Source organism: Acinetobacter sp. WY4, assembly GCF_018438165.1.
GTDB lineage: Bacteria > Pseudomonadota > Gammaproteobacteria > Pseudomonadales > Moraxellaceae > Acinetobacter.
The window spans coordinates 592,548-614,850 of sequence record NZ_CP053947.1 but is presented as its reverse complement, the minus strand read 5'-3'; the positions used below and the strand labels follow the sequence as shown (position 1 = coordinate 614,850).

The 22,303-nt window shown below is 41.4% G+C and carries 21 protein-coding genes and 1 pseudogene; 14 read left to right on the top strand and 8 right to left on the bottom strand.

Annotation, left to right across the window (positions count from 1 at the left end; genetic code table 11):
• Positions 1-193: 193 nt before the first annotated feature.
• From G4D73_RS02825 to G4D73_RS02815, 3 genes are read left to right on the top strand one after another with little or no spacing between them, the layout of a single operon-like run.
• Positions 194-1,639 carry a cytochrome ubiquinol oxidase subunit I gene (locus G4D73_RS02825; RefSeq protein WP_004731186.1) on the top strand — a complete coding sequence of 482 codons (1,446 nt, stop codon included), beginning with the start codon at positions 194-196 and terminating at the stop codon, positions 1,637-1,639.
• Positions 1,636-2,640: a cytochrome d ubiquinol oxidase subunit II gene (gene cydB / locus G4D73_RS02820; protein ID WP_004280450.1), complete on the top strand. Its 1,005-nt coding sequence runs from the start codon at positions 1,636-1,638 to the stop codon at positions 2,638-2,640. The genes G4D73_RS02825 and cydB overlap by 4 nt, the downstream gene beginning before the upstream one ends.
• Positions 2,641-2,649: 9 nt before the next feature.
• Positions 2,650-2,757, top strand: a complete 108-nt coding sequence (locus tag G4D73_RS02815; RefSeq protein WP_005251975.1) for a hypothetical protein — start codon at positions 2,650-2,652, stop codon at positions 2,755-2,757.
• Positions 2,758-2,846: 89 nt separating this feature from the next.
• Here the strand turns inward: G4D73_RS02815 and G4D73_RS02810 are convergent, their stop codons facing one another.
• Both G4D73_RS02810 and G4D73_RS02805 read right to left on the bottom strand, forming a co-directional pair.
• Positions 2,847-3,458 carry a thermonuclease family protein gene (locus tag G4D73_RS02810; protein WP_005246145.1) on the bottom strand — a complete coding sequence of 204 codons (612 nt, stop codon included), beginning with the start codon at positions 3,456-3,458 and terminating at the stop codon, positions 2,847-2,849.
• Between the two features lie 168 nt (positions 3,459-3,626).
• Positions 3,627-4,544, bottom strand: coding sequence for a LysR family transcriptional regulator (locus G4D73_RS02805; RefSeq protein ID WP_213687338.1), 918 nt, complete (start codon positions 4,542-4,544; stop codon positions 3,627-3,629).
• Between the two features lie 94 nt (positions 4,545-4,638).
• On the opposite strand from G4D73_RS02805, the gene G4D73_RS02800 reads away from it, so the two are divergent.
• The 7 genes from G4D73_RS02800 to G4D73_RS02770 all read left to right on the top strand — a co-directional run bounded on the left by G4D73_RS02800 (position 4,639) and on the right by G4D73_RS02770 (position 11,558).
• Entirely contained in the window at positions 4,639-5,880 is a 1,242-nt protein-coding gene (locus G4D73_RS02800; RefSeq protein ID WP_213687337.1) for an acyl-CoA dehydrogenase family protein, read from the top strand.
• 52 nt (positions 5,881-5,932) lie between these two features.
• Positions 5,933-7,054 carry a phosphotransferase family protein gene (locus G4D73_RS02795; RefSeq protein WP_213687336.1) on the top strand — a complete coding sequence of 374 codons (1,122 nt, stop codon included), beginning with the start codon at positions 5,933-5,935 and terminating at the stop codon, positions 7,052-7,054.
• Positions 7,051-7,749: a histidine phosphatase family protein gene (locus G4D73_RS02790; RefSeq protein ID WP_213687335.1), complete on the top strand. Its 699-nt coding sequence runs from the start codon at positions 7,051-7,053 to the stop codon at positions 7,747-7,749. Before G4D73_RS02795 ends, G4D73_RS02790 begins: the two co-directional genes overlap by 4 nt.
• Positions 7,750-7,801: 52 nt before the next feature.
• Positions 7,802-8,545, top strand: coding sequence for an SDR family oxidoreductase (locus tag G4D73_RS02785; protein WP_004280440.1), 744 nt, complete (start codon positions 7,802-7,804; stop codon positions 8,543-8,545).
• Positions 8,546-8,954: 409 nt separating this feature from the next.
• Positions 8,955-10,013 carry a fatty acid desaturase gene (locus G4D73_RS02780; protein ID WP_005246151.1) on the top strand — a complete coding sequence of 353 codons (1,059 nt, stop codon included), beginning with the start codon at positions 8,955-8,957 and terminating at the stop codon, positions 10,011-10,013.
• A 217-nt stretch (positions 10,014-10,230) separates the two neighbouring features.
• Positions 10,231-10,941 (top strand): SGNH/GDSL hydrolase family protein, encoded by a 711-nt coding sequence (locus tag G4D73_RS02775; RefSeq protein ID WP_213687334.1) that lies wholly within the window; start codon positions 10,231-10,233, stop codon positions 10,939-10,941.
• Between the two features lie 32 nt (positions 10,942-10,973).
• Positions 10,974-11,558, top strand: a complete 585-nt coding sequence (locus tag G4D73_RS02770; protein ID WP_213687333.1) for a uracil-DNA glycosylase family protein — start codon at positions 10,974-10,976, stop codon at positions 11,556-11,558.
• 88 nt (positions 11,559-11,646) lie between these two features.
• Here the strand turns inward: G4D73_RS02770 and G4D73_RS02765 are convergent, their stop codons facing one another.
• From G4D73_RS02765 to G4D73_RS02755, 3 genes are all read right to left on the bottom strand, one after another.
• Positions 11,647-12,129: a pyridoxamine 5'-phosphate oxidase family protein gene (locus tag G4D73_RS02765; protein WP_213687332.1), complete on the bottom strand. Its 483-nt coding sequence runs from the start codon at positions 12,127-12,129 to the stop codon at positions 11,647-11,649.
• Positions 12,130-12,289: 160 nt separating this feature from the next.
• Positions 12,290-12,727: a hypothetical protein gene (locus tag G4D73_RS02760; protein ID WP_213687331.1), complete on the bottom strand. Its 438-nt coding sequence runs from the start codon at positions 12,725-12,727 to the stop codon at positions 12,290-12,292.
• Between the two features lie 167 nt (positions 12,728-12,894).
• Complete coding sequence (locus G4D73_RS02755; RefSeq protein WP_213687330.1) at positions 12,895-14,451, bottom strand: phospholipase D family protein; 1,557 nt, start codon at positions 14,449-14,451, stop codon at positions 12,895-12,897.
• Positions 14,452-14,620: 169 nt separating this feature from the next.
• Here G4D73_RS02755 and G4D73_RS02750 point away from each other — a divergent pair.
• From G4D73_RS02750 to G4D73_RS02740, 3 genes and pseudogenes are all read left to right on the top strand, one after another.
• A pseudogene (locus tag G4D73_RS02750) lies at positions 14,621-15,686 on the top strand (S-(hydroxymethyl)glutathione dehydrogenase/class III alcohol dehydrogenase).
• A 208-nt stretch (positions 15,687-15,894) separates the two neighbouring features.
• The gene (locus tag G4D73_RS02745) at positions 15,895-16,425 is read left to right on the top strand and encodes a hypothetical protein (protein WP_005106843.1); all 531 of its coding nucleotides are present in this window, start codon (positions 15,895-15,897) and stop codon (positions 16,423-16,425) included.
• Between the two features lie 521 nt (positions 16,426-16,946).
• Positions 16,947-17,996 carry a 3-deoxy-7-phosphoheptulonate synthase gene (locus tag G4D73_RS02740; protein ID WP_213687329.1) on the top strand — a complete coding sequence of 350 codons (1,050 nt, stop codon included), beginning with the start codon at positions 16,947-16,949 and terminating at the stop codon, positions 17,994-17,996.
• 619 nt (positions 17,997-18,615) lie between these two features.
• On the opposite strand, the gene G4D73_RS02735 is transcribed toward G4D73_RS02740, so the two are convergent.
• Positions 18,616-19,950, bottom strand: coding sequence for an ISNCY-like element ISAba32 family transposase (locus G4D73_RS02735; RefSeq protein WP_213687328.1), 1,335 nt, complete (start codon positions 19,948-19,950; stop codon positions 18,616-18,618).
• Positions 19,951-20,095: 145 nt separating this feature from the next.
• On the bottom strand, positions 20,096-20,371 hold the full coding sequence (locus G4D73_RS02730) for a DUF6966 domain-containing protein (protein WP_004967304.1): 276 nt from the start codon (positions 20,369-20,371) through the stop codon (positions 20,096-20,098).
• A gap of 200 nt (positions 20,372-20,571) precedes the next feature.
• On the opposite strand from G4D73_RS02730, the gene G4D73_RS02725 reads away from it, so the two are divergent.
• Positions 20,572-21,183, top strand: a complete 612-nt coding sequence (locus tag G4D73_RS02725) for a recombinase family protein (RefSeq protein ID WP_015060246.1) — start codon at positions 20,572-20,574, stop codon at positions 21,181-21,183.
• Between the two features lie 189 nt (positions 21,184-21,372).
• Here G4D73_RS02725 and G4D73_RS02720 read toward each other — a convergent pair whose 3' ends face one another.
• Complete coding sequence (locus tag G4D73_RS02720) at positions 21,373-22,257, bottom strand: Mph(E) family macrolide 2'-phosphotransferase (RefSeq protein ID WP_000155092.1); 885 nt, start codon at positions 22,255-22,257, stop codon at positions 21,373-21,375.
• Positions 22,258-22,303: the final 46 nt, after the last annotated feature.

The following is a 22,303-nucleotide window of genomic DNA, read 5'->3' as shown; positions in this document are numbered from 1 at the left end:
TTTTAAAAATTATTCAGAGTAATATTTTCTTTATCAGCAAGAGTTACATAGTTTAACCTGATTAAAAAATAATCAACAAAAGACTACATACTTTTTATAACAGCCACGCCTAAGCTAGCCATGTCACTAGAAAAATTCATGACTTAAAAATTGAAGGGCAAAGATGCCAAATAACAATGCATAGGTGAAGCTTATGACTCTGGGTTTAACTGCATTAGAGTTAGCACGAATACAGTTCGCCTTTACTGTATCTTTTCATATCATTTTTCCGGCAATTTCTATTGGCTTGGCCAGCTTTCTGGCCATTCTGGAATGGCGCTGGCTCAAAACCCAAAATCCGATTTTTCAGGATCTATTCAAATTCTGGGTGAAAATTTTCGCCGTCGCATTTGGTATGGGCGTCGTATCCGGTGTGGTGATGAGCTACCAGTTTGGAACCAACTGGAGTGAGTTTTCCCGGGTTGCAGGCAGTGTGACTGGGCCTTTATTGGCCTATGAAGTACTCACCGCTTTCTTTCTGGAAGCGGGCTTTCTGGGCATCATGTTATTTGGCTGGGGGCGAGTGGGACCAAAGGCGCACTTTTTCTCGACCTTGATGGTTGCGATAGGCACCTGTATTTCCATGTTCTGGATTCTATCGTCCAATAGCTGGATGCAGACCCCACAAGGCTTTGCGATTGAAAATGGCCTGATTGTTCCGCAAGACTGGCTTGCTATCGTGTTTAACCCATCTTTCCCTTATCGTCTGGCCCATATGGCCATGGCTGCCTTTCTGGTTTCCGCCTTACTGGTCGCTGCTACAGCCGCATGGCACCTCATCAAAGGCCGTCGTGATGCACTGGTCAAGACTTCATTTTCCATGGCGATGTGGCTGCTTCTGGTACTTGCACCTTTGCAGGTCATCGTCGGTGATATGCACGGTATTAATACCCTTGAGCATCAGCCAGCAAAACTGGCGGCAATGGAAGGGCATTGGGAAACCAATCATGATGAAGGCATGCCCTTATATCTCTTTGGTATTCCAGATATGGAGGCAGAAGAAACCAAATATGCAGTCGCAATTCCCAACTTGGGGAGCCTGATTCTGACCCACTCGATGGATGGAAAGGTTACGGGACTTAAAGACTTTGCACCTGAAGACCGGCCGAATTCACTGGTGGTGTTCTGGAGCTTCCGGATTATGGTCGGACTCGGCGTATTGATGCTGTTACTGGCGTTATGGGGAGCGTGGGCACGTACCCGTGGTCGCTTTTATGAATCCCGTGCATTGCATCGATTTGCCTTGATTATGGGACCTTCCGGCTTTATTGCCATGCTGGCGGGATGGTTTACCACAGAAGTCGGCCGTCAGCCTTGGGTAGTCTACGGCATCATGCGGACCAAGGATGCATTGTCACCAGTTTCCGCTGAACAGGTGGGGCTAACCCTGATTATTTTTGTAGTCGTCTACTGTGTGGTATTTGGTATCGGGATTTACTACATGTTGCGTCTGATGCACAAAGGTCCCGAGTTTATTCATACTCGACCAGATCATGAATCAGATAGTGATGTGGTTCAGGCCTCGCGTCGGCCATTAAGTAGTATTCGAGAACGTATCGAAGAAGTTCCTGAACAACCGGATCAGGAGGATAAAAAATGATTGATTTATCATTAATCTGGATTGTGATTATTGGTTTGGGTGTATTGATTTATACCATTCTCGATGGTTTCGATCTGGGCATCGGCATCTTGTTTCCTTTTTTCCCACATCAAGATGAACGTGATGTCATGATGAATACCGTGGCTCCGGTCTGGGATGGCAATGAAACCTGGATGGTATTAGGCGGTGCCGGGCTATTTGCAGCCTTCCCACTTGCTTACTCGACCGTACTCTCGGCGCTGTATATGCCAATTATTCTGATGGTGATTGCTCTGATTTTCCGTGGCGTAGCTTTTGAGTTCCGCTTCAAGGCAAACCGCAGTAAGCATTGGTGGGATAAAGCCTTTATCGGTGGTTCTGCGATTACCAGTTTCCTGCAAGGCATGATTTTAGGGGCCTATATTCAGGGGATTGAAACCCGAAATGGTGTCTATGTTGGGGGTGGTCTGGACTGGCTCACTCCATTCAGTATCTTTACCGGAATCAGTGTGGTGGTGCTCTATGCGGCATTAGGCTGTGGCTGGCTGATTTATAAAACCGGAGATGACTTGCAGGATCGAATGTTTAAACTGATGCCTAAGCTGATTATGGCCTTGCTGATCATATTGGGTGCTGTCAGTATTTATACGCCGTTGACCCATCCACAGATTGCCGAACGCTGGTTTAGTCAGCCACAATTCACCTATTTTATGCCAGTTCCAGTTCTGGTTCTGCTATTTACCTGGCTGGCCTTACGTGCCTGCAAAAGACGCAGTGAATTAGGTCCATTTACCTATATGCTGGTTCTGGTTTTCCTCGCTTATACTGGATTCTTGATCAGTCTATGGCCATATATTATCCCGCCGAGCGTGACTATCTGGCAGGCTGCAGCGCATGAAAATAGCCAGCTATTTGCCTTGATTGGTGCCTTGATCCTGATTCCTATTATTGTGATTTATACTGGTATGTCCTATTGGGTGTTCCGGCATAAGGTCAGGGTCGGCGATGATGGCTATCATTAAGGAGTGGTCATGAAAGGCAAACAGGCATTATGGTTTGTAGGACTATGGCTGGCAGGATTTTTAACGCTGGTCCTGATTGCCGGCGCATTCCGCTTTCTGGTGCATTTGGCTTATTAAATCGGTAAAACTAAAATGAGTGAAAAAAAGTGATCAGAATGTCCTGATCACTTTTTATCATTTGCAATTCATCTTTGACAAAATCAAATTTACGATTTTACCTGCTTACGATAAACACTTGGACGTACAGGGCGACTGCCTTTCCAAAGGCCTTTTTTCTGTTTCTTAGCTTTATTTTGCAGCTCCATCATATAGCGTAAATGGTTTTTATCTTTGATATATTCTTCATAGACCCACGCTGCACCACGTTTGACAATCTCTTCATTGATATTTTTGCGATAGCGGTAGACCACACCGACACAGCGGCCATAACGGTCAATATCGGTAATCTTGACCCGAACCATTTTATTATTCACCATGCTTTTGACCAGACGCTGCGATTCTTTACCATAGGCTTGCGATGATTCAGGAGCATCAACGAAGGCAAAGCGTAATTTGGTTTCAGAGCGACGAATGTTAAAACGGTAGCAGGTGAGGGTATCACCATCACTTACGGCTTTTACACGGCACCAGTATTTTTTGCCTTTCTTAAAAGGGCGGAAAACATCTTTTAAATAAACTGTAATCTTATGCAGCAGATAATAAGAAAAACATAGCAGTACTAGACCCAGCACAATTTGCCAGGTGATGGAGAGATTTAACAAAGGCAAGATCCAAATCAGCAAAACCAGCTGTAAAATCACAGCTAAAAGTCGAGCCATTTTAGAGCAAAGCCAGTAGATCTACGGATTAAAAGCTAATCACTCAGTGTTTAGTTTTGTACCAGCTAAAATAGCCTAAGTATATTTTTCTACTGAAAAGATGAAGATGCAACCATCTAAACTTATATAAAAATAGCCTAAGTAAACTTGCATTCCTTTATAAATAGCCTAAGCAAAAATTTTATAAATTTCACTTCTCAAAAATTGATGTCTTTTATTCTCTTGCAAATCCTTATGCCAATACATCCCCATATTAATTTTCGGCAGTTTCACAGGGACTTCAAAAATATTTAGACTGGTAGCCAATTGTAAATGCGTCAATACATTTTTAGGAATAGTCAGCATGGCTGTCTTTTGCTGCTCCAGAATTTGCAGAGCAGTTGAGTAATGCTGACAGCGTAAAAAAATCTGTCGTGAATATTGTTTCCGACTTAAATAAATATCTTCAACCAAAACACCAGTACGGCGTGATGACACGCCAATATGAGGCGAGGCAAGATAAATCTGCTCATTCATTTCTGTTAATTGTGTACACACTACAAATTCATCTTGCACCAGGCGTTCAAACTGGATTTTTTCAGCAATGTTTTGTTCCAGATCTATGACAAAATCAATCTGTTGAGAGGCGAGGTCTGCTGCTATATTTTTACGGTCCAGCTTCATGCTGCTAAGTTGAATTTCCAGATTGAGTTGCTGAAAGTGCTGAACGAGTCTGGGAAAGATCATTGGCTCAATTTCATCATGAACGGCAATTTTCAAACTCTGAATCATTTCTGGTCTGAACTGCTGATGCTGTATTGAAATATTTTGAATCGAAAAAAGTGCATTCTTCAGCTCAGGATAGATCTGTTCCGCAAACGGCGTAGGCTGCATTTTGCTACCAGTACGTACAAATAAATCATCTTGTAAATGCTGTCTTAAACGTTGTAAAGCATGACTGGCAGCAGACTGGCTAACTGATAAAATCTGTGCAGCTTTAGAAATACTGTTCTGCTCATAAATTGCCATAAAAAGCGGATAAAGGTTAATGTCGATACGATGAAAATTTCGCAGGTCCATGACTGTTTTAGAATGAATGCTATGCATAATAATGTATGGAGTAAAATCATTTTATTCATAATAGGTTTTGGGTTAAGGTGTTGTAAAGCGTATGAATTAGAATATTTAGAGGGATAAAGAGATGTTTGAGCTTTCAGCACGTGCACAAGATTATTTAAATAGAACCAAAAACTTTATTGCTGAGGAAATTGAACCAGTTGAAGCTGATTTCTGGCAGCAAGTTCATGAGTTGAACCAAGGCGGCGACTGGACCAAATGGCAATGGCCTGCAGAACTGGAAAGCTTAAAAGCCAAAGCCAAGGCAGCTGGCCTCTGGAATATGTTTCTCCCTTGTCCTGAACGTGGCCAGGGTTTATCGGTTCAGGAATATGCACATATTGCCGAACTTTCAGGTCGTAGCCTGATTGCACCAGTCGTATTTAACTGTAATGCGCCAGATAGCGGCAATATGGAAGTATTGTGGCGTTATGGTTCTGAAGAACAAAAACAAGAATGGCTGATGCCACTTTTAGAAGGAAAAATCCGTTCAGTCTTTTGTATGACTGAACCTGCAGTTGCATCCAGTGATGCCACCAATATGCAGGCAACGGCGATGGTGGAAGGTAATGAGATTGTTTTGAATGGCCGTAAATGGTGGTCATCAGGTCTGGGCGATCCTAACGCCAAAATCATTATTTTTATGGCACATACTCCAGATGAAACAAAAGACCGTCATCATCAGCATTCGATGGTTCTAGTTCCGATAAATACCGCAGGGGTAAAAATTGAACGTATGCTGCCAGTGTTTGGTGACTACGATGCACCACATGGCCACGGCGAAGTCAGTTTTGAAAATGTCCGCGTTCCGGTAGCGAATTTTATTGGTGGCGCCGGTCAGGGTTTTGAAATTGCTCAAGGTCGTTTAGGACCAGGCCGTATTCATCATTGCATGCGCTGTATTGGTGCTGCGGAAAAATCCTTAGAGTTGATGATTGACCGTGGTATGAGCCGGACAGCATTTGGCAAAGAGATTTTAAAACTCGGCGGTAACTTGGAACGTGTCGCGGAAGCACGGGTTGCGATTGATCAGGCGCGTCTTTTGACCTTGTATGCCGCCTATAAAATGGATACTTTAGGGAATATGGCAGCATTGACTGAAATTTCTGCAATTAAAGTCGTTGCGCCAAGTGTGCTGGAAAAAGTTGTTGATATGGCCATCCAGATCCACGGCGGTGCTGGTGTTTCTCGGGATACACCATTAACCGGATTTTTTGCTCAGGCACGTGCCTTGCGTTTGGCTGATGGCCCGGACGAAGTGCATAAGGGCATGATTGCCAAACTGGAACTGGCAAAACGTGGCTACAGTACTCGTCGCAAAAAATAAGCTGGCTTTAACTAGAAAATTGCAACGTATTAAAAAATTTTAAGGAAAAATTATGGCGGTTATTGATGTAGGTGGAGCAGTTCGTGCAGGTGAAGAACTGGATGTACAAGCCATCACCAATTGGTTAATTCAGCAAAATGTGAATGTTGAAGGCCCTGTGCAAGTGACCCAATATTCAGGCGGAGCTTCAAACTGGACCTACCGTTTACAGTATGCCAATGCCGATTTAATTTTACGTCGTCCGCCACAAGGTACCAAAGCCAAATCAGCCCATGATATGGCACGTGAATATCATGTGCAGAAAGCCTTGGCTGAACATTATCCCGTCGTGCCTGAAATGGTCGCGCTTTGTCAGGATGAATCAGTGATTGGTTGTGATTTCTATGTGATGAAACGGCTTGAAGGAATTATTCCTCGCGCCAAAATGCCAGCTGAGCTGCAGCTTACTGAATCCGATATCCGGACTTTATGTATCAATGTGATTGATAAACTGATCGAATTGCATCAGGTGCCTTATCAAGGAACTGAACTTGAAAATCTCGGTAAGGGTGAAGGCTATTGTCGCCGTCAGGTCGAAGGCTGGGATGCCCGTTATGAAAAAGCCAAAACGCTTAATGTTCCATCGTTTAAATATGTGCGTAATTGGCTTAAAGATAATATTCCATCAGACTCTAAAACCTGTGTCATTCATAATGACTGGCGTTTTGATAATGTCATTTTAAATCCAGGTAATCCAACTGAAGTGATTGGCGTACTGGACTGGGAAATGGCGACACTCGGCGATCCGCTCATGGACCTAGGTTCTGCTTTAGCCTATTGGGTGGAAGATACTGACAATGCCATCTTTAAGGCAACACGCCGCCAGCCGACCAATCTAAAAGGTATGTTTACCCGTAAAGAAGTGGTGGATTACTACTTGGGAAAAACCGGCCTGCAACCGGAAAACTGGGCGTTTTATGAGGTGTTTGGAATTTTCCGCCTCGCGGTGATTGCCCAGCAGATCTATTATCGTTATTACCATAAACAGACTAATAATCCAGCGTTCAAGGATTTTTGGGTGGTGATTCATGCCTTGCATATTCGTGCCTTAAAACTGATTGGCAAGCAAAAACTGGAAGCCAATGAGATTGCACAAAAGTATGTGCTTAAATTTAAAGAGATAATGCCAAAATGACAACCATTTACTTGATCCGGCATGGCCAGGCCTCTTTTGGCGCAGAAAGTTACGATCAACTTTCGCCCAACGGAGAGTTACAGTCAAAACTTTTGGGTCGCTATTTTGACGAAATCCTGAAAGAAGCGCCTTATGTGGTGGCTGGCTCCATGCAACGCCATCAACAGACAGCGCAATTATCACTGGACGAATGTTTTCCGGAAAGCGAGATTCTGACCGATAGTGCCTGGAATGAGTTTAATCATCAGCAGGTATTTGCTCGTTATGAGCCACGCTTTAATCAGCCTGAATTGCTGAAACAGGATGTATCAGAACATGAAAATCCACGGGATTATCTGAGCAAGATTTTTAGCGGTGCAATTACACGCTGGACTGGCGATGATTATCACCATGAATATGATGAATCTTGGCCAAGTTTCAAAGCACGTGTGGAAAGCGGCTTAGAAAATCTGTGTGACCAGTTGTCCAAAAGCCGACCACGCTATGCAGTAGTTTATACCTCAGGTGGGGTGATTTCTGTGGCTGTAGGCAAAATTTTGGGCCTTAGTCCGGAGAAAACCTTTGCTCTGAACTGGGCGATTACCAATACCAGTATCACGACACTACGTCTGGTGGGTAATGAACCGCAACTACTCAGTTTAAATGAACATCATTTTATTAAAGCACAGCGTCCAGACTTATTGACCTGGATTTAAAATGAGATTGAGAACCTAATACGCTAGAAAAATAAAGGAATAGGGTAAATACATGGCTAAAACAATTTTAATTACCGGTGCAAGTTCAGGGATCGGCGCCGGTATGGCACGTGAATTTGCGAAAAAAGGCTATAACCTGGCGATTTGTGCACGTCGTTTGGAGCGTCTGGAAATCTTAAAGCAGGAACTGGAAAGCCAATATGGCATCAAAGTCATTGCCAAAACACTAGATGTCACCGATTACGATCAAGTGTTTGAAGTGTTTCGTGCTTTTAAAGAAGACTTTGGCACCATTGACCGAGTTATTGTGAATGCTGGTGTCGGTGAGGGCCGCCGGATTGGTAAAGGTAATTTTGCTATCAATAAAGCCACGGTTGAAACCAACTTTATTTCGGCATTAGCACAATGTGAAGCTGCAGTTGAAATCTTCCGTGCACAAAACTCTGGCCATCTGGTGATGATTTCATCTATGAGTGCAATGCGCGGTATGCCAAAACATTTAACAGCTTATGGTGCAAGTAAGGCCGGCGTGGCTCATTTAGCGGAAGGCATTCGAGCTGAATTGATCGATACGCCAATAAAAGTGACCACCATTTTCCCAGGATATATTCGTACTGAAATTAATGAAGGGGCAAAAAAGCTACCTTTTGAAGTAGATGAAAAAACTGGTTCGCGTTTATTGGCAGCAGAAATTGAAAAAGCACCAGTTAAGGCTTATGTGCCGAAATGGCCTTGGTTGCCACTCGGTCTAGCCATGAAAGTATTACCACTTAAACTGGTGAACAAGTTAGGTTAAAAGCGCTCTTAGATCTATAAAAAGAGAAGCTAGAGCGCTTCTCTTTTTATTTTTTATGACAAACTGAGAAAAATTTCTGAATCAGTATTTTTTTCTAAAAAATGTATAGCTTGAATTTACAAAAAAGCGAAATCTTATAAATCCTAATATATTGATTATTAAAATAAAGTTTTAAATTATCAAAAATTATATTTTTATTTTATTGATGAATTTGCAATTAAATCAATTACTTTTAAATTTTCGTTTCATGAGAAAGACCATCTTTTACTTTTCCTAATTTTCGCCAATTTTAAGAACTTTTCCAAACTGTCCAAAACTTAGACATACTCACTCTAAAAGTGGAAAGATAACTTCTCTTTTTTAGAATTTCCTTTAATGTACAACCGTTCAGAAATTAAAGGTTGTCCATATGTCTACATCTGCGGATATGACTGACCAGCAGCGAATCTCCAAGGTCAGAAGTATCGTTACCCAGGCCGGGGAAGAGGTGCGTGCTCGTTATCCCATACTCAAACATCAGAACTTTATCGGTGCGAGTATTTTAGGCTTCGCCTGGGCAGGCATGATTGCATGCGCGGTAGCATATGGAACAGGTTATCTCTCAGTATGGTTTACCATTCCCTTGATTGCGATTTTTGCATCATTGACCCATGAATTGGAACATGACCTGATTCATTATATGTATTTCAAAAAAACACCTTGGGCACATCATCTGATGCTGGCACTGGTCTGGTTGGCACGTCCAAACACCATTAGTCCGTGGGCACGTCGTCGTTTACATTTGCATCATCATAAATATTCAGGCACTGAACATGACCTGGAAGAACGTGGCATCAGTAATGGTATGCCTTGGGGCATTCGCCGAATTCTGGTGATTAGTGACCAGTTGATGTCAGTGTATCTGCGTCCATTTCAGATGTTTAAAATGATTCATCTTTTTCTGGAAAAACAGCCTGAAAAAGAACATAAAATTGCCATGATTTCTCAGTTATTTGGCTTTTTACCTCTCAGCATTATTTACTATGGATTGTGCTACCTGTTTGTGGTCTTTCATGGTTTAAATGCAGTTGCACCGCTATTCGGTTATGAGATGCTCTGGTCGCAAGGCATTGTCGATGCTATGCCAATCGTAAATCTGCTGGCAGTCATCTGGGTGATTCCGAACTTTATCCGTTCTTTTAGCTTGCAGTTTGTCAGCTCAAATATGCATTACTATGGCGATATTGATCCACGTGATGTGATCAAACAAACCCAAGTGCTCAATCCATGGTGGATGGTTCCGTTCCAGTTATTCTGCTGTAATTTTGGTTCGACCCATGCGATTCATCATTTTGTGGTCAAAGAGCCATTTTATATCCGTCAACTGACGTCCAAAACGGCGCATAAAGTAATGAAAGAAGTGGGCGTGCGTTTTAATGATGTGGGAACTTTTAAGCGTATGAATCGCTGGAATGACTATAAAATCTAAGCTTTGATTTTCATAAAAAAACCCGTTTTAAAGCGGGATTTTTTTATATTTATCCTTTGTAATTTATTCAATGGCAAAATGTATAAGCCTATATTTTACAAGAATCCTATCTCAGCAAAATTTAAGTGATTATTCATCTAAAATGACTGTTGAGGAAATAGTTCAAAAGAATAAACTCAGGTAAAATCAAGTATATCTTTATATAAATTAGCCCGCTATGTTGCTGAAAGCTGCCACCATTGCCTTAATTCCTGCACTTATCATTCAGGGTAATCGCGTCAAGAAAAATACCTTGAAGTTGCCTGAACCACAGGGAAAACGTGAAGGTCGAACAGGAACAGGCAAAAAACTTTCTCTGCTCATTTTAGGAGATTCCGCGGCGGCAGGTGTAGGCGTAGAACATCAGGATGATGCATTACTGGGTGGAATTCTGCATGAACTGAAAAATAACTTTGAAATTGAATGGAAATTACAGGCCAAAACCGGCGATACCAGCTCAAAAGTGATTCGTGCTTTGGACCAGATGGAAGTCCAGCACTATGATGTAATCATCACTTCAGTTGGCGTCAATGACGTGACCAAACTGATGCCTGCCGAGGTCTGGATTCAGAAACAGGAACAGCTTTATAGCAAAATCCAGCAAAAATTTAGTCCGAAACTGATTATTGCTGCCGGTGTACCGCCAATGAATATGTTTCCAGCACTACCGAATCCTTCGGCTTGGCTATTTGGCAAATATGCTAAACACATGAATTTGAAATTGGAAAAATTTGTGAATCAGCAAGTGAATATGCAATGGATTGAATATGATATTGAGAAGTATCGTGCCATGAATTTACAAATGGCTGCAGATGGTTTTCATCCGAGTAAGGAAGTTTATACACTTTGGGGACAAGAAGTAGCTGGCAAGATTCGGAAGACCTTCTAAAATAGTTGAAATCTCTTAATTTAGTTAATTCTATGTCTGATATTGAAACCCATCCACTACCGCCATTTTTACCGCCCAATGCCAAATTACTGATGTTGGGCAGCTTCCCGCCACCTGCAACGCGTTGGAAAATGAACTTTTATTATCCGAATTATCAGAATGATATGTGGCGGATTTTTGGACTGATTTTCTTTGAAAATAAAGATTACTTTTTAGATCTACCCAATAAAAAATTTCAGGAACAATTAATCCGGGATTTTTTAACAGAAACGGGGATTGCAATTTTTGATAGTGGTTATCAGATCCGGCGTTTAAAGGACAATGCTTCAGACAAGTTTTTGGAAATAGTAGTACCTACCAATATTGAGCAACTGCTCAGCCAAATGCCGCAGTGCAATCATATTATGACCACAGGCGACAAGGCCACAGACACCATGATGCTGTCCATGCCTGAAGGGACTTTAAAGCCGAGTATTGGTCAGTCAAGTCAGGCCCATTTTGTCGGACGTGATCTGTATTTATATCGCATGCCTTCATCTTCTCGAGCATATCCGGTTTCTCTGGAGAAAAAAGCCGAAAGTTACCGGACAATGTTTGAACATGTGGGTCTGGTTTAATATTTAATCCAATAATCAGGTGAAAATAGTTAAAGAAGTTTCTGGGCTGCAGATAAGAAATAAACTTACTATTTGTAAGTTGGTGGCTTTATTTATTCATATTTGGATATTCGACCCAGCGATAGCTATTGATCTTAATCTCCCGGACATGATGAAAGCTGGACCAGATTAACTGACTACCTTTGGTCCATTTTAAAGCTCGAATACGCGACTCCACCTGTCGTATTTCCTCAAGCGAGGCCGGACGTAAAGGACCAATTTCTGCATATAAGCGTACTCCTGGATAACGCTTAAATTTACCTTTAAGTAACGAATGAAACCAAAACAGTTTGCTACTGTTCACAGCCTGTATGCATGCCATCGGCTGATGCTGTAAATTCTCAGAAAAAGTAGTGGAATAAGTATCAAAGAAGAAACCGATACTGGTCTTTTTGTTGAGAAATATGGTTCCAATCGGAGTAATACTAGGAAAGCCTTTGGGGTTGACTGTTGCAATAGAGCAATGCATGGCAGCCCGTTGTGCATCAGCGACCACCTGACGAATCTGTTGCCATTCACTATCAGAAATCATGTCGTGATTCTCTTTTTATTTTTTATAAATTTTATAACAACTTATTTAGCTTGGCATTGCCTGAAAAAATTGAAGATAGGGCAGTTTAATCAATCTAAAACGTCACTCAGATTATAAAAAAGAGCCACATGGGCTCTTTAAAAAATGCAAAATTCGGCGATTAGTCATCGTATTCGACATAATCCCACAAATTTAAACGTGCTTTAATTTCCTGACGGATCTCAGGCAACATCGGCAAAAGAGTACCATCAATCCATAAGCTTAACGCTTGGGCAGAGAGTACTTGCTGCTGTTCATCGACCAGTTGTGCACCTTTCAACATGATACCGGTCTCATCAGTGGCTTCAGTTTCTACACCTTTAAATAAAACCTGTAATTCATAACTACTATCCTGAATCTGCCATTCCAGTTCGAGCTGAATATTTTCACTGGATTTCAAAACTACCTGTCCCTCGACCGTATCGGAGTCGGACAAACAGTCATGTTCCACCCGAATTTTGGCCAAATACCATTCTTGCTGGGATAAATCATGGAGAGTTTTTACAGGCATGAGAATATCACTGAACTTAAACTGACGGCTTAAATCAAAAAATTGCATGGGAGTGGAGGGCGAACAAGCGCAAAATACGAGAAAAGTGTAATTCTAAAGTAAGCGCAATCGACTGTAAAACCCTTTAAACGATGATTGGGCTAAGTTCGATTAATCGGCCATTCTCAAAATAGGGGCTTTTCATGCCATGTAATTTTTAGGTCATTCCAATGTCATTACATTAGCCATTCACCAGGAAATTTCGTCACCAGATTCATCATAAAACGCTGGAATTTTGTAGTTTCCGGATCATGTGAATGTTGAATGCTACGGCCATCTTTTTGATGTTCTAGCCAAATCATTTCATTTTTTTCATTCAGCTTAAGCTGATAAGCCACGCGTGGTAAGAACTGATCCATCGCACTGGTAATTTCCTTCTGAAAATCTTCCGACTCAATGACCAGACCGACTTCGGTATTCAGATAGGCTGAACGCGGATCAAAATTAAATGAACCGACAAAAACCATGCCATCCAGATCAAAAAACTTGGCATGCAAACTGGAGCTATTTTTGTTTTTAGCCGGGATAATGTCTCCGGTCATAATTTCATACCAGGTCCGTTCCGGACGGACAATGTAGGGTTTAAATTCCCAGAGTTCGATGCCACTTTTCAATAATTGCTGACGGTATTGCTGGTAATAGGCATGCACTGCGGCCACATCATTGGCCTGAAAAGAGTTAGTCAGGATTCTGATTTTCACACCCTGTTGCGCACGGCGGGTTAAATAGTCGGCCCCTTTTTGCGTGGGAATAAAATATGAGGACACTAGTTCCAGATGTTTTTTTGGCTCACCCATTAATTCAAGCATATGGGTATAAATATAATCGCCATTTTTGGCATGAGGACGGGCTTTTGCGGGACTATCCGCAACAAAATAAGCCGGAGCCCAGTGCATCGGTTGTTTTTTTAAGTGTTGTTCGACTTGTTTCTCGGCAATACCCACCCGGCGTTTAAGTTCAGTTTCATCAACATCTTCACGTTCAAATTCAGTTCTGAGCCTTTTGAGCATTTCAGGATGGCCGGTATCATTCAAGACCTGTCGAACGTCATAACTCAGATCATCATTCCAGAAGTTAATAAAGGTCTGATTGGCATCTGTTACGCTTTGCCCCGCGAAGAATATATCCACATCGGTGAATTGAAAATCTTCACTGGCATCAAAATATTCACTGCTGATATTGCGGCCACCAGTCACGGCTGCAGTTCCGTCCGCAATGATTAATTTATTGTGCATGCGATGATTGACCTTTTTCATCCGGAAGCCATAATCCAGCGCACGTAAATGACGAAATTTATAGGGATTAAAAATCCGGACTTCAAAATTTGGATGTTGGCTTAGAGCAAGAAGCTTGTCATCAAGCTGGGTACCATTTTGATCATCAATCTGGACACGCACTTTGACACCGCGATCGGCGGCTTTTAAGAGCTGGGATAAGATCATATTGCCAATATAATCATCTTTCCAGATGTAATATTGCAGGTCGAGATGATATTTGGCCTTGTTAATCAGGTGCAGACGTGCTGCCATACTCATAAAACCATCATAGAGCGGCAAGAAAGCCGTTTTACCACTATTGATCTGCTGTTTTGAAAGTTGATTGTCGATCCAGTGCGCCGGTCGAACCGGCGTGATTTTCGCTTCTTCAGCAGTATTGGGAGCCAGTTCACAGCCAGAAAGCATGATGCTAAAAGTAAAAATGCTCAAACATACAAAGGGCGAAGGTTTAGTCATTGATGTTCCATTAATTATAGGATCTTTTATTCCTTATCTGGTGATGTTAATAGTTGAATCTCCGAATAGAAAGAGGTTACTGTTAGTCATCTGTAAATCAGCAAAAAAAGGACAGTTTTACATGAAATCACGTGCAGCAGTTGCGTTTGGTCCAGGCTAGCGATTAGAAATTGTAGAAGTGGATGTTGCTCCACCAAAAGCAGGTGAAGTACTGGTAAAAATTAGCCATACAGGCGTGTGTCATACCGATGCATTTACCTTGTCTGGTGAAGATCCTGAAGGTGTATTTCCTGCAATTTTAGGTCATGAAGGTGCGGGTGTGGTTGTTGAAAGTCGGTGAAGGCGTCACCAGCCTGAAACCGGGCGATCACGTGATTCCGCTTTATACTGCTGAGTGCGGCGAATGCTTGTTCTGTAAGTCAGGTAAGACCAACCTGTGTGTTGCTGTGCGTGCGACCCAAGGTAAAGGTGTCATGCCAGATGGTACAACCCGTTTCTCTTATAATGGCGAGCCGATCTATCACTATATGGGTTGTTCAACTTTTTCAGAATATACCGTGGTTGCTGAAGTTTCTCTGGCAAAAATTAATCCTGAAGCCAACCATGAGCATGTCTGCCTGCTGGGTTGTGGTGTGACTACTGGTATTGGTGCGGTGCATAACACGGCGAAAGTTCAGGAAGGTGACAGTGTTGCAGTATTTGGTTTAGGGGGTATCGGTCTTGCTGTAGTGCAAGGCGCACGTCAGGCCAAAGCCGGTCGTATCATTGTGATTGATACCAATCCGGATAAATTTGAACTGGCGAAACAGTTTGGTGCGACAGATTTCCTGAATCCAAAAGACTATGATCAGCCGATCCAGCAAGTGATCGTCGAAATGACTGGTTGGGGTGTAGACCATTCATTCGAATGTATCGGTAATGTAGATGTAATGCATTCAGCATTAGAATGTGCGCACCGTGGCTGGGGTCAATCAGTGATTATTGGAGTAGCCGGTGCAGGTAAAGAAATTTCAACCCGTCCATTCCAGTTAGTCACAGGTCGTAAATGGATGGGTACTGCGTTTGGTGGGGTGAAAGGCCGTTCACAATTGCCGGGAATGGTAGAGCAATCCATGAAAGGTAAAATTCAACTTGAGCCTTTTGTGACACATACCATGCCATTAGATCAGATCAATGAAGCTTTTGACCTGATGCATGAAGGCAAGTCGATCCGTACAGTCATTCATTTTGACTAAGCTGTTTTAATCTAAAAAAGACCGGTTTTAAACCGGTCTTTTTTATGCGGCTTTCACTTGATTCAGGATACATTAGTGCATGAAAGCCTCACAGAGAGTCACTGAAACAACACACGCCTGCTAATGTCATTACATGCCAGATGCTTATATTAAATAGGACGTATGAAGATACGTGATAAAACCATTTTAAAGAATAAGGATAAGCTCTATGTCGAATGATAATTTTGATCGTGATGTAATTAAGAATGCGCCTAAAGATGTCCGCGATGATTTAAATGCTGATCCAATTACTGGTGAACCTGGCGCACATCCTGTAGGTACAGGTGTCGGTGCTGCAGGTGGCGCAGCAGCAGGTGCAGCTATTGGTGCTGCAGGCGGTCCGGTGGGTGTCGCTGTCGGTGGTGTAGTCGGTGCTGTTGTTGGCGGTCTGGCAGGTAAAGGTGTAGGCGAAGCTATAAATCCAACAGAAGAACAGGCTTACTGGCGTGATAATTCGATCAATACGCCATACTATTCAGATGCTCGTACCACCTATAGCGATCTGGATTATGACCGTGATTATGATACGGCCTATCGAGTTGGTTATGAAAACCGTGGCAGCTATGATGCCCATACTCGTTTTGAAGACGTAGAACCTGATTTGAGATTGAAATGGGAACAAATGAAAGGTCAATCACGTTTAAACTGGGAACAGGCTAAATTTGCAGTGCGTGATGCCTGGAATCGTGTTTCACGTTAATTTTTAATCTTCGGATTAAAATGAAGTTTCTTTGGTAAAACCCGCGATAAGTTTGTGGGTTTTACCACTTTTAGTGATATATATCACGCTTTGATGAATCGATAAATAAAAGTAGAAAAGTTAATAAATATTTTTTTATATTTAATGCTTGTCAAATGATCCCAGAGCGCGTATTTTAATTTCAGAATCACATTTTATGAAAGACATAACATGTTAAAGCAACCTATCATTTCAAACGCATATTTTTATTTCTGGCAGTTTAGCTAATTGCCTGAATGCGTTTGGGCAATGAAAAGGTTGCCCACCAGTTTATACCTGATCGGCAACCCTGATCAGGTTTTTTTATGCCTTTCATTTTTTACAATATTTTGGAGACAGCCATGACAAACTTTAACTATTCATACTTTAACAACTTTTATTGGTCTTATTTTAGTCAGCTAATGACACTCACAACACCTTCGATTAGACCCATAACGCTCAAATAAAAGTTTGGACTGATTGCCAGTCCCAGGATTAAAGTCATGAATACCCCAATTACATCACAACAACATCATGCTGAAAGCATTTTAATTTTACCTCAGCAGCTTAAGCAGCAATTGCCACTGTCTCCGCAATTGGCCAGCCAAGTCGCTGAACATCGTCAAACCATTCAAAATATATTAGAAGGCAAGGATCATCGTTTGATGGTGGTCACCGGCCCATGTTCCATTCATGATGAAGCCTCCGCGCTAGACTATGCAGAAAAATTAAAACAGCTTCAGTCACAGGTATCTGATCAGATTTTCCTAGTGATGCGTGCTTATATCGAAAAACCACGGACTACGGTAGGCTGGAAAGGTTTCCTTTACGATCCAAATCTGGATGGTTCATCCAATATGCAATTGGGCTTGGAAAAATCCCGTAACCTATACCTCAAAATTATTGCAATGGGTCTCCCGATTGCCTCTGAAATCCTTAGCCCGATGGCAACAGCTTATTTCGATGACTTACTAGCTTGGGGTGCGATTGGCGCACGTACCAGCGAATCGCAAATTCATCGCGAAATTTCCAGCCATATGCCATATAGCATTGGTTTCAAAAATGGTACTGACGGTTCGATTCAAATTGCTCTGGATGCCATTCAGTCTGCCTCTCATCCGCATCAATTCCTGGGAATGAGCCAATCCGGTTTGCCATGCATTTTACACTCGCAAGGTAATCCTAAAGCACATTTGATTTTACGTGGCTCGAATAGCGGACCAAATTATCAATTGTCAGAAATTGAGAAAATCCGCGCCAAACATCAGATCGACTTACCCGCATTGGTGATTGACTGTAGTCATGGCAATAGCTCAAAAAATCCGATGCTGCAGCCTGAAGTACTGGAGCAGATCGTGGCAGAACGCTTACAGACCAATGTTCGTGGTGTAATGCTAGAAAGTCATCTTGTTGACGGGAATCAAAAAATTTCTGAGCAAATGACTTATGGTCAGTCAGTCACTGATGGATGTCTGGGCTGGAAAAAAACCGAACAACTATTGTTAAATATGACTGACTCACTACGAATTGAAGGTTTGAAGCGTAGTGCTTAAAACTGAATGATGTCTTTCCTCAATTGATTGGGGAAAGACAGAATCGGATGAAGCTGATCAGTGCATCTCCCAGATGCTTAAATCAGCTCATCAGAGCGTTTGAAAATAAAAATAATGATTAGAACGATTTTATAAATTGAATAAAAATAATTAAATTAAAAAATAAACAATAACAATAATTTATTAGAGATCTTGCTCCAGCTCATTCTATACGGCTGACCAGTCATGATCTCAGGAATCTCGATATGTATACAACCGAATTGCTCGATGAAGCACGTAAATTTATGCACCATATGCTAAGTGTAATACGGACTCCAATAATGAACTGCGCTTGCAAATCAAATTGAAAAGTAATCGTCTTAACCCAGTTTTGCAGGCGGAAAGTACTCAAATATCTATGCTTGAGCAGTCTAGATCACGCACACTTTCTACCGATTAATACTGAGGATCTGGGCAACGCATAATTTGGCTAAAAACGTATGGCCAATGTCACTTTTAATGTTAGGTGGCATAATCAATGCCAGAGTCTGAAAGCGGATATTTCTATTTTGGGCTTACAACACTGTGTTATTCACCAATTAAAATGTCTATGCGATAAACCATTTAAAATGTCCTGTTTTTAACCACAAGAGTCAAGCACAGGATTTAACTTTCTTTGTTCAATAACAGCTTTCTGAGCTTTACGACTCGGCATACTTTTCTTGAGACGGGAACGTTTATTCTGTTTTTCCAACTCTTCATGCTGTTGCTGAATATGTGCCAGAACTGTACCTAACCGTTTATTCTCAACGATCTCATTCTGCTGTAGCCCAGCTAATTTATTGAAAATGCTGTAGTTGAGCTTTCGTCCCTCGTGCATGAGGGCCACAGTCCCATCCGGGTACTCCAGAAATGAAATATATTGCCCAACAAGCTTATGATTCAGCTCTATCGGTTCAAGCAGATAAATACATTTGTCATAGGTCAGGGGCAGATTCTTGGTGACCTTACGCGGTTCCTGCCAGGTAAAAATATCATCCAGTTCAAGATCAGATTCGGTTAATGGCCGATGTAAATTCTTTGAGTTTCGCGCACACTTGGCAAACTTCTGATTGAAATGCTCAATAAAGCAGGGCAGCCAGGCATTTGCCTCGGCAATTGAACAGATACCTTCTAGGCGCATTTCCTTGATCAGGCGATCCTGGAGTGTTCTATTGGCACGTTCCACACGGCCTTTGGCCTGGGGTGAGTTGGCGAAGATAATATCAATATTTAACTCATTCAGAATCCGCCCAAATTGCGTGATCTGGCTATCTTGGCTCGATTTCTGATTCACTCGGAATACCGAGTGTTTATCGCTATAAAACGCTAAAGGCTTGCCGTATTGCTCAATGTAGGCTCGGGTTGAAAGCATATAATCAAAGGTCGTTTCAGCCTCACAAAAGCGCAGATGCAACAGCTTTCCAGTGGCGTCATCGATATAAACCAGCAAGCAGCATTTGGAAGCTCGGCCTTCAAACCAGTCATGATATGAGCCATCGATCTGGATCAGCTCACCGAAGCAATCACGATTATATCTAGGCTGATACGGACGTTTCAGACGCTTGGATCGAGGAATCCACAGGTCATTTGCAGTCATCCAGCGACGAACCGTTTCTACAGGGATATGCAGACCAAACATGCTGCTGAGCTTCTCATGCGCCAAGGTGGGTCCAAAGCCCAGCAAATGTTCAGCAATAATGGAAAGGCACTTTGATTTTAACAAGTCATCATGGCGACGATGACCTGGTTGACCACGACTGGCATGTGCCATACCTGAGACACCATCTTGATTGAGTTTCTGCAATAACCGGGTAATTTGACGGGTGGAAAGATTCAGGATTTCAGCAGCACGGACCTGGGTAATACGATGATCTCTAACGTCTTGCAGAACTGCAAGACGTTGAATTTCTTTATCAGACATAGTGATCAGCATCTATATTTTATATCCAGTCCATGGTGATAAAAACCATCATAAACCAGACATTTTTATTGGTGAGAATATAGACACTTTAAATGGGTTCTAACAAGGGCCTTTCGTATAATCGCCATTATGTTAAATTAGCGATATTAAGAATAATTTAGCTTTCGCAAAAAACATATAATTTACTTCTTAAGTAATCCAAACGATTGTTTTCTTTGATAAGTGGATCACCATTGCGATATAAAACGATATCATCCATTGATCCCATTCCTCCAATGGTACTTTGTATTTTATATTTTGCGTATTCTAGATCATCATCAATATAGAACAGTATTCTTTTATACATTTCTGCCCAATGTTCTAAATTCTGTTCTTCAAACAATTCTATTAGTTCTTGAATTGTTGATTTTAAATCTTCAATTTTATTTTTCATAAAAGTATTTTTTAAGATTCTCTAAAATTAACATAATACACGTTATACGAATTCCCAAGGCATGGCTTTTAGTCATGCTTTTTTTATCAAAAGACTATACCTGAATGATAGCGAGCCAAATCGCATACAATATCTATCATTAGACTTAATGCAATAATTAAATGATAGTATTATCATTAATCTAATAGAATTAAGATTAAATGATAGAAATGAATACACGTATTTATCTACGAGCTTCAACTAAAGATCAAGATGCAGAAAGGGCTTTGCAGATTCTTCAGGATCTAAACCAAAACTTGAATTTGGGTGAAACCATTGTGTACGTGGAAAACTATAGTGGTACGAAGTTAGACCGACCTGAATTGAATAAGCTACTGTCAGAAGCAAATCAAGGTGACACATTGTTAGTTGAAAGTATTGACCGCTTATCACGCCTAACCCAACGAGATTTTCAAGAGCTGAAGCGCAGGATCCAGGAGAAGGGACTTCGTTTAGTCGTAGCAGATCTTCCTACTACCTACCAAATGATTCAAACCAGTGACAGCATTACTCATTCAATCTTGGAACTCATCAACAATATGTTGATTGATCTTCTGGCAACAATGGCCCGCCTAGACAATGAGAAACGTATAGAACGTATTAAGCAGGGCCTGGCACGTTCGGGTTACAAACCAACAGGCAAGAAGGCAAATGAGGCTAAACATAAACGAATAAAAGAATTGCTAGTAGTTGGCAATATGACTAAGGAAGAAATTGCCAAAGCAGTGAATTGTGGAGTTGCAACTGTCTATCGAGTTGCTAAAGTTATCTAAAAGAGGCTTATCTCAACGCGCCCCCAATGGGGCACCGCTGCATTCAGGTTACTTCACATAAGAAATTTTATGTTAAATGATTGTTAGAAATGCCCCTTGATCGAGGCATTTTCTATAAAGAATACTAAAAACTAATTAAAGCCAACCAAGTTTCAAAACAAGGCAGTTCTCAGCAATCATATTTTTAAATTATATAACTCCCAACTGAGCTTTTGCTCCAACGATAAGGCTTTCATTTTGAGTTTCTAAGGCAAATAAACCATACATCAAAGGAGAGGCCGCTGCTCTTTCTAAAGTCTGTTCATATAGTTTATTCCAAACTTTACCCCCTAGTTTTTCATACTCGATGATTAGAGTTTTGAGGCTTTCTTCTCCAAACAAAGTTACATGCCCAGCAAAATCAATCGCTGGGTCATCTATATGGGCTGTTGACCAATCAATAACGCCTGAAACAGCTCCATCCTTTGAAGCTAGTACATGCCCAGCATATAAATCGCCATGTATAAATTGGGTGAAATCTGCCCATAGAACATCATTATCCAACCATTTTCTGTAGCGGGTTTCCAATTGCTCACTTATACCAATTTCAGATTTTACTAACTGCAAATTGTTTGCTATTTCAGGTCTTAAATCTGAAGGTTTCATAATTTTCAAATCATTTTCCCGAACTTCTTTTTCAGGAATACTATGGATTTCAAATAAGGTTTTTGCCAAAGATGTTATGTATTTCGGGCTATCTTTGTCCATATTCCAAATTATTTCATAGGTTTCAGCATCCAAATTTAAAACAGGATTATCTTTAAGTATGGGATAAGCCACTAATTCTGTAGATGAAATTCTCCAATCAGGAACCTCTACAGAAAGATGTTTTTTTACCAATTCTAAAATGCGTTTTTCTTTCTTGATTTGTTCCCTCATGCCATCACGACGAGGAATACGCAGCAACCATTGTTGCCCCTTTGTATCAAGAGCAAAAACGACCTTAAAATCAATGCCCATTTCATTGAAATTCATTTTGTCCGTAAGCAACAAGCCGTGTGCTTCAGCAAGTGATTGAATATCTTGAATTGTCATTTTTAATTTCCTTTAAAGAGTTCAATAATTAATGTTCGGATTAGAT